This window comes from Brevibacillus composti, assembly GCF_016406105.1.
Taxonomy (GTDB): Bacteria; Bacillota; Bacilli; order Brevibacillales; family Brevibacillaceae; genus Brevibacillus; species Brevibacillus composti.
In genome coordinates, this window is record NZ_CP066308.1 from 1,454,995 (window position 1) to 1,468,379 (window position 13,385).

Annotated in this window: 16 protein-coding genes; 12 read left to right on the plus strand and 4 right to left on the minus strand. The window is 50.6% G+C overall.

Annotated elements, in window-relative coordinates; all coding sequences use genetic code 11:
• Positions 1 to 15: 15 nt before the first annotated feature.
• The 8 genes from JD108_RS07595 to JD108_RS22660 all read left to right on the plus strand — a co-directional run bounded on the left by JD108_RS07595 (position 16) and on the right by JD108_RS22660 (position 4,652).
• Complete coding sequence (locus tag JD108_RS07595) at positions 16 to 2,139, plus strand: DNRLRE domain-containing protein (protein ID WP_198829246.1); 2,124 nt, start codon at positions 16 to 18, stop codon at positions 2,137 to 2,139.
• Positions 2,139 to 2,300, plus strand: a complete 162-nt coding sequence (locus JD108_RS07600; RefSeq protein ID WP_198829247.1) for a hypothetical protein — start codon at positions 2,139 to 2,141, stop codon at positions 2,298 to 2,300. Before JD108_RS07595 ends, JD108_RS07600 begins: the two co-directional genes overlap by 1 nt.
• A 24-nt stretch (positions 2,301 to 2,324) precedes the next feature.
• Positions 2,325 to 2,462: an XkdX family protein gene (locus JD108_RS07605; RefSeq protein ID WP_198829248.1), complete on the plus strand. Its 138-nt coding sequence runs from the start codon at positions 2,325 to 2,327 to the stop codon at positions 2,460 to 2,462.
• A 169-nt stretch (positions 2,463 to 2,631) separates the two neighbouring features.
• Complete coding sequence (locus JD108_RS07610; RefSeq protein WP_228728346.1) at positions 2,632 to 2,841, plus strand: hypothetical protein; 210 nt, start codon at positions 2,632 to 2,634, stop codon at positions 2,839 to 2,841.
• 1 nt (position 2,842) lies between these two features.
• A complete protein-coding gene (locus JD108_RS07615) occupies positions 2,843 to 3,202 on the plus strand; it encodes a hypothetical protein (protein ID WP_198829250.1) in 360 nt (119 codons plus the stop codon).
• Positions 3,189 to 3,902 carry a glycoside hydrolase family 73 protein gene (locus tag JD108_RS07620; protein ID WP_198829251.1) on the plus strand — a complete coding sequence of 238 codons (714 nt, stop codon included), beginning with the start codon at positions 3,189 to 3,191 and terminating at the stop codon, positions 3,900 to 3,902. Before JD108_RS07615 ends, JD108_RS07620 begins: the two co-directional genes overlap by 14 nt.
• Positions 3,903 to 3,905: 3 nt before the next feature.
• The gene (locus JD108_RS07625; protein WP_198829252.1) at positions 3,906 to 4,190 is read left to right on the plus strand and encodes a hypothetical protein; all 285 of its coding nucleotides are present in this window, start codon (positions 3,906 to 3,908) and stop codon (positions 4,188 to 4,190) included.
• Positions 4,191 to 4,373: 183 nt separating this feature from the next.
• Positions 4,374 to 4,652, plus strand: a complete 279-nt coding sequence (locus tag JD108_RS22660) for a hypothetical protein (RefSeq protein WP_323958407.1) — start codon at positions 4,374 to 4,376, stop codon at positions 4,650 to 4,652.
• Positions 4,653 to 4,697: 45 nt separating this feature from the next.
• On the opposite strand, the gene JD108_RS07635 is transcribed toward JD108_RS22660, so the two are convergent.
• The 4 genes from JD108_RS07635 to JD108_RS07650 all read right to left on the minus strand — a co-directional run bounded on the left by JD108_RS07635 (position 4,698) and on the right by JD108_RS07650 (position 8,214).
• Entirely contained in the window at positions 4,698 to 5,735 is a 1,038-nt protein-coding gene (locus JD108_RS07635; RefSeq protein WP_198829253.1) for a tyrosine-type recombinase/integrase, read from the minus strand.
• Positions 5,736 to 5,963: 228 nt separating this feature from the next.
• Positions 5,964 to 6,137, minus strand: coding sequence for a hypothetical protein (locus JD108_RS07640; RefSeq protein WP_198829254.1), 174 nt, complete (start codon positions 6,135 to 6,137; stop codon positions 5,964 to 5,966).
• Positions 6,138 to 6,209: 72 nt separating this feature from the next.
• Positions 6,210 to 6,800, minus strand: a complete 591-nt coding sequence (locus tag JD108_RS07645) for a replication-relaxation family protein (protein ID WP_198829255.1) — start codon at positions 6,798 to 6,800, stop codon at positions 6,210 to 6,212.
• Positions 6,787 to 8,214, minus strand: a complete 1,428-nt coding sequence (locus JD108_RS07650) for an FtsK/SpoIIIE domain-containing protein (RefSeq protein ID WP_198829256.1) — start codon at positions 8,212 to 8,214, stop codon at positions 6,787 to 6,789. Before JD108_RS07650 ends, JD108_RS07645 begins: the two co-directional genes overlap by 14 nt.
• Positions 8,215 to 8,480: 266 nt before the next feature.
• On the opposite strand from JD108_RS07650, the gene JD108_RS07655 reads away from it, so the two are divergent.
• From JD108_RS07655 to JD108_RS07670, 4 genes are all read left to right on the plus strand, one after another.
• The gene (locus tag JD108_RS07655; RefSeq protein ID WP_198829257.1) at positions 8,481 to 8,705 is read left to right on the plus strand and encodes a helix-turn-helix domain-containing protein; all 225 of its coding nucleotides are present in this window, start codon (positions 8,481 to 8,483) and stop codon (positions 8,703 to 8,705) included.
• Between the two features lie 687 nt (positions 8,706 to 9,392).
• Positions 9,393 to 11,708: a hypothetical protein gene (locus tag JD108_RS22295; RefSeq protein WP_228728347.1), complete on the plus strand. Its 2,316-nt coding sequence runs from the start codon at positions 9,393 to 9,395 to the stop codon at positions 11,706 to 11,708.
• 2 nt (positions 11,709 to 11,710) lie between these two features.
• On the plus strand, positions 11,711 to 11,962 hold the full coding sequence (locus JD108_RS07665) for a hypothetical protein (RefSeq protein WP_198829258.1): 252 nt from the start codon (positions 11,711 to 11,713) through the stop codon (positions 11,960 to 11,962).
• Between the two features lie 567 nt (positions 11,963 to 12,529).
• A complete protein-coding gene (locus JD108_RS07670) occupies positions 12,530 to 12,955 on the plus strand; it encodes an SMI1/KNR4 family protein (RefSeq protein WP_198830029.1) in 426 nt (141 codons plus the stop codon).
• Positions 12,956 to 13,385 lie beyond the last annotated feature (430 nt).

Below are 13,385 nucleotides of genomic sequence, written 5' to 3' on the forward strand. Positions count from 1 at the left end.
GGAAGGGGGAGGAATATGCCAAGCGTTACATTATGGAAAAACGTAACATCAATAAAGGACGCTTATGTTTTTCAGGCCAATCCTTCCTACCCACAAGCAGGATTAGAGTCATATCTCTATGTGGGTAGCCATGGTGGTGGTGGAGCAGGGGATATTTACAGGTCTATGGTGTATTTTGATTTGGGGCAGATTCCGAATAATGTGATAATCAACAATGCGACTCTGTATCTAAATCAATCACAAGGGCCGTTTACAGATACTACTCTTGCACTTTATCCGCTATCAGCAGATTGGAATGAGATCACCGCAAACTGGGGTAATCAACCATCATACAACTCTTCTTACAAGGCAACAGCTACGCTTGGGACAAATACAGGCGGAAAATACATCGATGTGAAGAACATCGTCCAAGCATGGGTAAATGGCACGATCCCAAACTACGGTTTTTTGATTAAAGATGATGTTGAAAGTACGTCAAAAAACTCATTCAGAACATTCGAGGCGAAAGACAACACTAACACAATTAGCCAACCACAACTCATAATCGACTACACAATCCCATCAACAGGGAAAAAGCAGGTTGTTATAGAATCGAATTTCGCTTCAGGTAAAGGCACGCCGAGCAACACATTTACAGCAACAATACAGACAGCAAATCCTGGAGACACTTATATAATCCAAGTTATTAACGCAGTAAACGGAAATGTCACGACATCAAGTCCAGGGTGGGTAAAACTTGGGCAGTCTTGGAATGGATTTGTATGCGCGGCTTACTTCACAAAAATAGCAAGCGGAGGAAACGACTCTCCTACGTTTAACACAACAGGAGGAAATACAACTTGGTACAGTCAATGCTTGCGCTTATCGAATGTTAAATCCGTTTCACAGTTGTTCAACAGCTGGTCATCTGGCAATACTACTCAATTTTCCGCGACAGGAGGCTCATTGTCCGCTAGTAAGGCGTTGATGATCGGCATGACTGCTGTTCCTACATCGGGATCATGGACGCCGCCTCTGAGTGCCAATGAACAATATGACTCATATGACAGTACCACAGGGACAACGGTTAGCTCGTGGGCGAAATACATGTACGATAAGACAACTTATTCGGCAAGTGATACAACCTCCACATTCTCGCAGTCTAATATGCTAATGCTAGCGTTGTTTGAAGTTCAACCAAAAACCAATAATCCGCCAACACTCACGCTGACGAGTCCTACCGATAATCAGACATTAGCGGAAGGTAATGCGCTGCCGATTCAGGGGACGGCTGCGGATCAAGATGTCAACGACAACGTCGTTATCAAGTACCAGATCAATAATGGACCAATCCGAAATGCAGGGTCAGGCGTATCCGATGGGAGCACGCCTATTTCTTTTGCTCGGACTCTGACATACAGCGGGAAGCGACTGTATGACGGAACCACGGATGTGGTTGGCTCCGATCTGGCCGAGAACGTGGACCACTTCCTCAAGGTATGGGCAGAGGACGACCAGGGCGGTAAGAGCGCAGAGGTTACGCGGAACTTCCGCGTCATCTGGAACCGGCCGCCGACCATCTCCGGAACCGACACGGACCTGGGCGTTATAAGCGATCCGCCAAGCCTGACGTATTCCGTGAGCGATCCTGAGGGACAATCATTCACGATCACGGAGTATCTGGACGGAGAAGTGCTGCGGACGTTCTCGGGTGTGGCCGGTCAGGAGTATACGGTGACAATCCCGACTGATAAATGGCTCCGCACGTCGCTTGCGCAGCACACGCTGAAAGTCCGCGCGACCGATAGCGCCGGTCAGTTTTCAGAACGCACCTACACATTCACGCGGACGGACGACCGGATCGTCTTTGAACTTGATGAACCGTTCCTAACCGACGCGAAGGCCAACCGAGTTTTGTTTACCCTTGATGGGGTGATTCCGACAGGAGCCACCCTGCTAGTCGAGGCTTGCAACAACGCTTTCGATGCCGCACCAACGTGGGAGGACATCACAGGACCGGTCTCTGCGGGGCGCGGGTATGTCTTCCAAAACACCACAAAAACAGCAACAGACTGGGGCATCAATATCCGCGTTAAGATCATGAAAGGAACCGCGACAGAGCCGGTGATCATCAACGGTTTTGGGGGTGCATTTGACTGATGAAAATCCAAAATCCTAAGCCCATCTCACAGATACGCGAAGAGGAGCGCATACTTGCTGAAAAAGAGGTGAAAATTGCTCAGTTGGATGCCGAAACTCAAACACTTAAAGAACAAAACGCGGTCATGCAGGAAACCATCAATTTCCTGCTTGGACTATAAAATTACTAAAAGGAGAGATGCTTTATGGCAAGCAGACTGTTCAACTACTTTTTGATGTGCTGGATTAACGGCACAGTGACAGAGCAGCAGCTGGAAACGGCCGTAGCCAAAGGATACATCACCCAGGAAGAAAAAGAGAACATCCTGGCAACACCTCGATAAAACGCCTTTTCTCAGTTTAGAGAGGGCGTTTTTTCATGGGGAGCTGCGGCTCCCCCTGCATTTCTCAAAAAGGCTGGTGAGAGAAGTGGATTTTTCAGTATTGATGCCAATTATTTCGGTTGTCGCAGCTCTTAGCGGGATCGCTCTTGGCTGGCTGGGGCGCTCAAGAATGATACGACAGGATATTGCCCAGCAAGCCAGTGCAGACACGAACCTGCGCGTTGACGTGGAATACATCAAGCGGGGCGTGGACGATATACGTCTGGAACAGAAAGCCCAGGGAAAACGGATCGATGATCTCGCTGAGCGCGTCACTCGTGTGGAGGAGTCGGCCAAACAAGCGCACAAGCGGCTCAATCGACTGGAGGGGGGCGAGTGAGATGGTTTCCTACAGTCAGATCGGCATCGCGCTGGCTGCTATAGCCATCCTGGTATTGCTAGTCCTTACGTTCAGATCGATCAGAAAAAGCGAGAAGCTAGTTGGTTTTTGGAATGATTTGGATGGGCTGTCGATCACGGATACCATGTCCGTTTTGATTGTCGGCAGCTACATCCTTTTCCTGGTTCCGTTTGCATACAAACTGGTGAAGGGATCGCTTACGATGAACGATGTATCTCTGGTCGGACAAGCTATTATCCCGGTTACTACGGTTTTGGGCGGCTATTACGTAGAAAAAACAGCGAAAAACTTCTCCAGGAAGGAACAACAGAAGGGGGAGGATTACGATGCCCGAGTCTAAACAGGAAAAAGTTATCAAGCTGTTATCCACATACGTTGTGGGTAAGTATCCTTGCCCCTCTGGTGTAATCGCTCAGCTCATCCAGGAGTGCGGTTGGGACTTGAAAACACCAAAAGACATCGACACTGGCCGAGAATCTTACAACCTGGGAAACATCAAGGGAGTGGGCCCGGCCGGGAGTGTGACGATCTGGACAAACGAGTATTACAACGGTGTGAAAACCCGAGTCAAGGCGAAGTTTCGTGCCTACTACAACTATGGTGAAGCGATTGATGATCACCTTTCATTGCTTAAAAAGCCCCGGTATGTTAATGCCGGAGTGTTGAAAGCTACAGACCCACGCTCCTATGCAGAAGCCTTACAGCGCGCCGGATATGCCACTGATCCGCAGTACGCAAACAACATTATGCGGATCGTCAATCAGTACAATCTGACTCGTTTTGACAAGCTACCCAAAAACGCAGAACAGATCGCAAAGGAGGCAGAGGAAGCAGTTATGAAAGCACTTGAAGAGTGGCAATTGGAGTTGGCGGAGAGATCGATTGATAATCTGGCCAGAACACGTGATGACAAAGACGGGTTCATACTCCAGAATGCTGAGGACTGGAAAAAACGCCTGCGCGAAAACCCGCAAAGCGTCTTGGAAGACATGCCTTGGCTGGTGTTTGTGCTGCTGGACAGGGCCACAAAGGAGGAATAGACAATGACCGAAACGATCACTACATGGATTTTGGTCGCGCTGCTGACAGAGGGCGTGACGGAGATTTTGAAAGTTTTGTTTCCGGATAAGATTAAGGACAAGGCAACCTTTGCCACCTCGATTGTTGTCGGTGTAGCTCTGGCCTTCTCGTTCAATCTGCAGTTATTCAACCTGTCTGGGGTCGGTGCCTACTTTGCCACCGCTGCAGCCGGTATTCTGGCTTCCAGGGGGGCCAACTATCTGAATGGTTTCCTCAAAAAAATGGACATCATCAAGACGTTAAAATGACGACAGCGGCCCTCCCGCCAGCCAGCAGATTACGCAGCGATTGAGGCATATCTCCGTGCAGCGGCGAAGGAGATACCGGGCTACCATGTTGGAGTTTACGGCTCCTACAACGTGGTAGAGGCTATGGCGTCTGTTGGGGCATGTCAGCATTTTTGGCAGACATACGCCTGGAGCCGAGGCAATTTGTCCAAGGCGGCAAATATTTACCAGTACAAAAACGGCCAGACTCTTGCAGGTCATACGGTGGATTTCAATGAGTCGTTCGGCGACGAAGGGTGGTGGGATACGAGTATGAAAAATGTGGATAAGCCTGTAAATAACTCTGTTGATAAAGAAGCGGCCGAGAAAGTGATCAGTGTTTTGGGATCACTTTGGATGGCAAGTGCGGATAAAAAGGTCCAAGATGCTGCGCACTACGCTGCCAATGCACTGCGGGATGCGGCCGGGATACCTAGACCATAAGAGAAGCCCTCTGCCGGGAAGCCGGTGGAGGGCTTTGTTTTGTTTTTATCTGCTCCGTACCATCTCCACTAGTCCATGATCAAGCTGATGGCTGTGGAGCGGGTGCCTTTTCATGGCGTCCATGACCTTGCTCGTGTCGATCGCCAGGTAGTGCTCCAGCGTCTGGACACGAGCGTGGCCGCTGATCTCTCTCAAGACGAACAGGTCCACTCCCTGCTTGTGCAGGAACGTCAGGCAGCTACGCCGCAGCGCATGGAGGCTGAGCCCGTCCTTGTAGATGCCGAGCTTCTTGGCATATGACTTGAACAGCCAGTCGATCCCCTTCTCGCTGTATGGCTTACCGTATTTGGTAAGGAACAGCGTCTGGTCGTCCTCATCCGTGACAAAGTACTTCCGCCCGCATCGGTACCGGTTGATTTCGTGTCGACTCTTCCTCTTCTTTTTCTGAATCTCCTCATACACGATCCCGTTTTGCAGATAGAGCTGCAGCGCGTTGGCCAACTGTGGAATCATCGGGATCACCCGGTCCTTACCACCTTTTCCGTCCCGCACATGGATGTATCCCTCTTCGAAGTTGACGTCATATGTTTTCAGAGCGATCAGCTCGCTCACCCGGACACCGGTGAACAAGAAAGTGGCGAATATGGCGTAGTCTCTAACGGCATACCGACCCGTCAACATAATCCCATCCAGCAATGTTTTCGCTTGCTGCTCCCCCAGCGTGATCGGTACCGTCTTCGGCACCTTCATACCTTGGATATGCTTGGCCGGGTTTTTGGCAATCGCGTAATCGTCATGATCGACGAAATACTCGTAGAAAGAACGGATGACGGAAATGGCTCTGTTAACCGTACGCGGCGCCAGCCCGGCATCAACCAGACTGAATTTGTACTCGCGGATATCCTGCTGACGCAATTCCAATACGTCCCGGGTGGAAAAGTGATTCATGAACCGGCGCAGATCGGCCTCATACCCGATGAGGGTTTTCGGCCGCGCTCCCTTGTCCGATTTCAGGTAGAGCAGATACTCCCGGAGATACAGGTCGTTGACGTTGGCTTTGACGATGCTCAGTACGTTTTGCATGGCAATCCTCCCTGGAATGTGTATTCCAGGTCAGCGCCCGATATGGTATTATGTTGTCATCAGGCGCTGCCTGGTGCCGCAAAAGCCGTTTCTCTGTCTGCCAGGACCGGAACGGCTTTTTTGTATTTAGGAGCATACGTTCTGAGAATATGCGTTCTGTATAAAATGGAAAAATAACAACACCCACTTATAGGAGTGTTGTGAGAAAAACGCATGCTGACAAACTTTTTATGTTCTTGGCTTTACTTTTAACTCTTTTTCCACGATGAATTCTCCCTGAATATACCCCTTCATGAAAGCCTCAAGAATATCATTCATTTTTTCGCCGTTGGAAGTACATGCTTCTTTGAATTTTGCTTGTATGTCTTCATCGATGGTTGTGGTGAATGTTTTCCTAACCATATTAGACACCTACCTTTTGCATGTTTATTATATGTTTATTATATGTTTATTATAAGTGCTTTGCAACACTTTTTACTTGATCAGCTCCCTTATCCCTCGTATCTGAAACACTCTGAATGGCAACCCATCAGGAACGGCTATCCTGTTGTCGGTCAAAATAATCAGCCAAGGGAATGCCGGTGCCTGCTTGTTTTGCCACAGCTCACGGGTCCAATCGCCCCGGTGGTACAATGTGCGGTATCTAGCAAACTTATCCGCCCAAACGGCCGGAGTAAACTGGTTGCGCTGAACCTCCAGGTACATCGGCTTTCCCCAGATCGCAAAGGCGTCCGGCTCCGGAAGGCCTTTCCCGTATTTGGGCTCCGGAATAAAAATGTCTGGCGCACGCAGCTGCGCCATCTGATGGTAGACGGAGACGATCTCAAGGTAGTGCGGGATCTTTTGAGAGTCTCGTTTGATTGGGCTGGGCTTGAGCGCGTAGACATACGGTGCCTGGCTGGTGATCACCTCCACCTCCCCTCGGTCCCGCAGGCGCCGCAAGACCCGGTTTGCCTCGTTTACTGGATTTCGCAGGCCGACAAAATGCAGACGGATGATGTCATCCCGGGAGAGGCAGCGGAAGCGCTCCAGGTCTCGCAGGATCGCTTTGTCACGCGCTCGCATGCGGCGGTACCTCCTCCTGCATAAGTGCGGTCAGCAGCTCGCGGAGATCCGCGCTTTCTTCGTCGTTGAGCTCAACAGGCTGCGGAATGTTCGGGTTTATCGGCGGAAGCAAAGGCGCCTTCGCTACCCCAGCGTAGCGCCGCTTGATATCCTCCACCTGTGCTCGGGCCTCTTTGGGAGATAGCCATGGAGTCTGTACCTCGACCGTATCCGTTGCCTGCTTGACGTAGCAACGGCCCTTGGTGTCTATGCCGGACGCCGCTGCCGTACCTAGAAACATCTTGCTGTTCATGTCATCTGACATACGGTAGGCGATACGCACGTTGAGGTTGTTCTTGAGTTTACCATCCATCACTTCGCGGTCCACACGCTGCTGGGAGAGGATGAGAAAGATTCCAAAACTCCGGCCGAGCTGCCCGATCTCTTCCAGGATGTCGTGCGCCGCGCTCTCTCCCTCCAGGCTCGCAACCTCGTCGATACAAACGGCGACGTACGGGAGGCGCTCGCCGGTCAGCTCCTCATATTCGTCCAGATCCACCGCTCCCGCCTGATGGAACATCTCTTGCCGGTACAATAGCACCTCGTGCACCTCCGCAAGCATCGCAACCACCTCCGCCCGCCGAACGGCGATCGCGCCCTCTACGTGCGGCACACCCCGATAAAGACCGAACTCCGTCATTTTTAGGTCGGCCAAAAACAGCCGGAGTCGGTCGGGGCCGTACACTTGCAGCCAAGTGTTGAGGATCACTCGAAGTGCTGTTGACTTGCCCCAGCCGGTAACGCCAACCAGGCCGACGTGTGGCGCTTGCTTGAGGTCTACAGCCACGCTGCCGTTGTATGCCTCTCCAATATATAGGGCAAAGCCTCCAGTGCGTTGCAGAGCCGCCTGCGCTGTCTCCAGACTGTACGGGATCTTTGCTGGTAGAGTTTTGGGTATCAGCAGGCGGAATCGTCCGGCCCGGTCATTTACCAATTCAGCCGTCGGCCCAAACACCCGCTGGAACACCCACGCTTTGCGCTCGATCAGATCCGGCTCCATCCCGATCGGCAGGCGGAGGTTAATGGTCGTGCAGTTGGCGGCGATCGCTACGCGCTCGATGGTCGGAAAAACGCGGTACGGCTTCATCTTGCCATCGCCCCAATCCTTCCTTTGCTTCTCCACGTAGACTCCAGCCTCAATAAAAGCCCGCACAAGCATCTCTTTGACCTTGGCCTTGTCACTTATCCACCCAGGAGCTTTTAACGCCGTGTAGGCCGCACCGTATGCCAAGGTGATGGTTTTGATAAGCAGATAGAGTCCGTCTGCCAGACGGTACGTCGGCAGGCCGCCCAGGATTGATCCACCAAGCAGGTCAATCAGCAGGTTTCTGGCGAGATCCTGCAAGTAATCGTCAAACAACCTCAAAACATTCATACAATTCTGCCCCCTTTAGGCCTCGCTCCGCTCCGGGCTCCGCCCTCATCGCTGCGCTCTTAACAAACTTTCGTTTTGCCCAGACATCAATGCCCAAAGCTTGGATAACGCAATAACCCTACCGATGTAGATACTCCGGTCGCTACTGCATTAGCTATTGCGGTAGTAAAGCGTATTGGGCAGGGGTTGTACAAAATTCGAATTTTTATTCGAAGACAAGTTTAATATTCTGAATCCTTGTCCAACCTGTGGATGAGGTGATTAAAATGTTTGGACTTGGGAAGAAGAGGTCAAAGTTAGGAAAATGGCTTGATCACAGAGGAATCACACAGCAGAAACTGAGTAAGGATTCAGGAGTAAACAATAATACTATTTCGCGACTAGCTACGGATGATGAGTATCTCCCGACCATGAGAACTGCTCAGCGGATACTAAAAGCGATAAGAAAAATTGATCCTGATGTAAAACAGGATGATTTTTGGTCGATGTAGGAGGATGTTTACTTTGAAAAGTACAAGAAGGCCCAAACGGCCACCCATTAGGATCGTGGCACATTACATGCTAATCGATGGAAAAGAAGTGGAGATTGACCCATTCAAGACAGATTTACCGGATCGATGCAAATTGGTACTGGCGGAAATGATGACTGGCTATCCCTGCAGGTTCGTTGACAACATTGACAACGGATTTGACAACGCACTAAAGTAATACAGGTGAACTTAATTCGTCTTAAATTAAGAAAAACCGCAGTAGAATGCGGTTTGTGCGCTATCATTATCCAACGGAACTGTAATCGATCAAATTGACAGGGTGGGGGTCGCTGGTTCGAACCCAGTCCGGATCACCATAATACATAAGCCAAAACCCTTGAGAAATCAGGGGTTTTTTTGTTTTATCGGTGACGAAGAGGGCATCCCTGGATAAATACCCCTCTGGTCAAGAGTTAGTCAAGCATGATCGGGTGGTCAATCATCGTAAATCCCTTTAGGCAGAGGTTTTTGCCGGAGGGATTTTTTTGCCTGCCTCCAAGGTCCGACGGCCCGGGAAATGGTGTTTTTTTCCTAACAGGCTTTTGGACTTTCGGAGGATATCCCTCTTTTCTTTCATAGACTACCATATAATGGTAAGTACCTTTATTTTCAGGGATAGCGGATGGTTTGTAAAAAGGAGGGAGACCCATGGTCATTCTTCGAAAGCACTACGTGCTGATCATGCTGGTTCTGCTGATGTGTGTGCCATTTGCCGCGTTTGCGGCGGATAAACCAAACCCCAACATGCTGCGTGCCGATGAGCGTGATCATATAGCAGGGGGCGGCGGGGCAGGCGTCGCTCCGTACGATCTTCATAGCTTCCAGGTGCTTTATGCAAAGTATGTGGAGGCGCAGTGGGACGGGAGGGTGCCAATAGACCCGGGAAGCCCTGATGGAGCCGATTACCGTGGGGAAGGCGGTAACGTAGAAGGAGACGCGGTCGATCTGCGTGGATCGGGTTTTGATGCGAGAGGCCCCGGATTTGACGTCAACGACCCGGGAGCCGACTTTAAAGGTCCTGGCTATGACGCGAGAGGACCGGGACACGACGGGAGTCATCCGGGCGCGGATCTTCGCAGAGAGGGCGGCGATGCCTCTGGGGCAAAGGAAACGAAGGTGGGCTTCGTCAATTGGATTATCGGGGGAGCGGGAAAAGCGCTCGATACCGGGTGGAACCTGTGGAACAATACAGCGGATAAAGTAAAAAGCGGGCTGAAATATGCTTTTGACGCTGCCGTCGATACGGTAAAGACTGCCGCCAAAGCGGTTGCCGGTGCGGCAGGAAAGGCAATAGAGTGGACGAAGAACAACTGGGAGTTCGCCCTGGTCACGACGGCGGGCGTAGCTCTTACGGTAGCGGGAGCCTTTTTCCCGCCGCTGCTTCCTTTTGGCGTGGCGATTTTGGCGGGGGAGGCCATCTCCGGCGGGATCGGCTATGCGTTTGGACTGAAAGGCCAAGAGCTTCTGCGTGAGATGGCGATTGGCGGCGCACTGTCGCTGGCCGGGATGGGAGCGGGAGCGCTGATTGGCCGGGCAGCGACAGCCGTAGCGCGGATGAAGCCCATCACGGGTCTGATCAGCAAGGGATCAAATTTGGTCAGTCGGGGAACCCAGACGCTCAAAGGCGTGGCCCGCCACGGAGCACAAGTACTTGGCCGGGCGGCGAAGTGGGTAAAACAGACGCCAGTGGCCCGGGCGGTTGCCAATCTGGGGACAAAAGCCGGTAATGCGGCCCGCGCTGTCCAGGCAACTGTGAGACAAGCGGGCAATGCCGTTCGCAGTAATGTTGCGAATGCGCTCAAGCAGGCTGGAAAATCACTTCGGGGCGTGGGTACGAGCATAGCACAGCGAATAGGGAGTGCCTATAGAGCCGTTACCTCGCGGATGCAGCAAGCGGGCGGAGCCGTTCGCGCCGCGGTAGCTAGAGCAACACAGACGCGCCTGGGGCAGGCCCTCTCGGCAGCGGCTCGTGGGGCGGGCCGTTACGTGCGCACCGCAAGCAATGCTGTGAGAAGCAGCAAACCCGTCCAGGGAATGGCCAATCTCGTCCGCCAAGCCGGAAAAAGCGGAGGTTCGCTGGCGAGTCGAGCAGCAAGCACCGTGCGGACCGTGACGCAAAGGGCCGGAAGCAAAATCAGCTCCGCTGTGCAAGCCGTCGTCCGTTCTGCGCCGGTAAGGTCGGTGGTGGCCATAAGCCGCCAGGTCGGACAGCAGGTGAACAAGCTTGGCGGCGCGGTGTCCCGTGCTCTGGCCACAACCGTGATGCGGAGCAAAGCTGCGGGCGCAGCTGAAGGCTTTGCGGCCAGCGTGGCGGATGACAAAATGCGCGGGCAAAAAGTAGATTACCGGAAAGCCGTAATTGCCGCAACGATCGGGGCTGTGTTGGTTACAGGCGCTTCGCTGGGGAGCAAGACAAATCCGGCTCCGCTGAATCATACGGTGCAGGCGGCTGTATCCAACAGCGCGGAGCAGGTGAAGCCCGGCGCGGTATCGCCGCGGGTATTGTCTCAGGCGCAGGCTGGAGATAATATTGGGGTTCTGCTCAGGACTGCGGGGACGAGTAAAGTTCAAACAGGTGGTAGAGAACTCTCTGTCGATGAATACTTAAGACGATTAGATAATGCAGAAGAAATGTATGAGTCCTTCAGGAAGTCAAATGTTGATGTTCAGGCTATTGCCAAAAATACAGGAATGGCTGAACATAGGGTACAAAGGATAAAAGAACATCTATTTTTCAAAGAGCACATCAAGGAGCATGGTGTTGGACGTTTTGAAGCAGATTACGAAATTGCTCAAGCATGGGATAGGCTTCAAAAAGGGACATACAAGCGGAATGATATCGACTTATTGAATCATGAACTCTTTGAATCAAAATTTGAAGGCATTTTTAAGACGGATTACAGGACCGCTCACGACAGAACGGTAGATTCTGGGCGTCCATGGCATCCGCCAGAGGAGGAGTAATTTTGGCTTCGTATGTACTGTTACTTAAAGAATTTGAAAACGATGAATCTGTTATCTACAAATTTGGACCAAATGAGAATGTGATGGGAAAAATCGAATTAAATAAGTTAACCAGAAAATTTTCAGAGTTAGAAAGTATACCCGACCCAAGTATTCCATCGAAGTTCTATTTTGACAGAGCGGCACAGAGATTGTCAGTTTGCCTAGTTAGAGAAGATGGAAAGTTTCCGGAAAGAACGACATTCGAGTCTTAATAAAACCCTTTAGTTGGATAGGGGTTACCCAGTGCCGGGTGAACCTCATTCCCTCATCATTACCAACATAGCCTTTGTGCTACCCGTAGGAAGTATTCACGAATTTAGATGTACGTACAGAATGTCCGGAAAAAGTACGCCTATTTAACGCAATAACGTTACACATAACAGGTCAATTATGGTCAGATGCCACCATAAAAGACCTGTTATTTGTTTTCTTCGTTTTCTTGCAGTTTTTTCAAATATGATTGCAACAATGTACGTATGTATGTACATACAGCGATGGATAGGATGAAAGAGATATATCTCATCGTTTTAGAAGGATATAGCGACCATAAAGATTGTCAGGAATCAACTGAGAGTTTTCATAACGGGAAGGACAGGTGTGTGTGAATGCTAATCAAATAATTAACCACCTCGTTGTCAACGCCGGAATTAATTTGACCCACTAGCGTCGGGATATTTTTGACCTACCTGTGCGCCTGGCGTCGAATAGATCGTTTTTTCGTTTCTTTTATGGAAGCTATTACTTGCGTGCGAATGAGGAGTAGTTAAATGGAGGATAACATGAATGAAAAAATATTAAATATGATCGAAGAGTATGGTGAAGAAAAGGATTTTTTCGGAAAAGTATCCGACGAGGATATTCGTAATGCTGAAGAAATACTTGGTTTAAGATTTCCTCAAAGTTATCGAGACTTTATAAAAAACTATGGCTCAGGTGGAATCTGTGGGGTGGAGGTCTTAGGAGTTCAAGGGAATCTTGGGGCTTCTGTCGTAAAAGCTACTGAAAGATGGAGAAAATTGGGATTGGATTTAAAGCTCATTGTAATTGAGGAATCAGGAGAGTTTGTTCGCTGTATGTTTTCTGCTGATTTTAATGATGATAGGGTGTTTAGTTGGGATAGGGGCAGGAAAGGACCCTCCGTTCGTTATGATACATTTGATGACTATTTACTTGATATGTTTCAGGAAGGAATTGACAACTTGTAGTTAGGCGCTCAAAGGCATAGCCAGCCAAGGAACGCAAGTACTTGGTCGGGCGGCGAAGTGGGTAAAACAGACGCCAGTGGCCCGGGCGGTTGCCAATCCGGGGACAAAAGCGAGTCATGCGGGGCACACTGTCCAGGCAGCTGCGAGACAAGCGGGGAATGCCGTTCGGAGTAATGTTGCGAATGCGCTCAAGCAGGCTGGAAATGTACTGCGGGGCGTGGGTGCGAGCTCAGCGCGGAGCAGTATCATTCTTCTTGAAACGGAAGGGGTTCTTACGGAGGTAGGCAGTTTCCTGAGATTAGAAACAGAATATGTAAGAATGTATGAGACTAATATATAGCGAAGACTCTAAACCTTGATTTGCTTCGTGCCTTTCAAGGTTTTTTTCTTTGAGTGGGGACTACCACGTGAAGAGTGAAGCTACTATTCA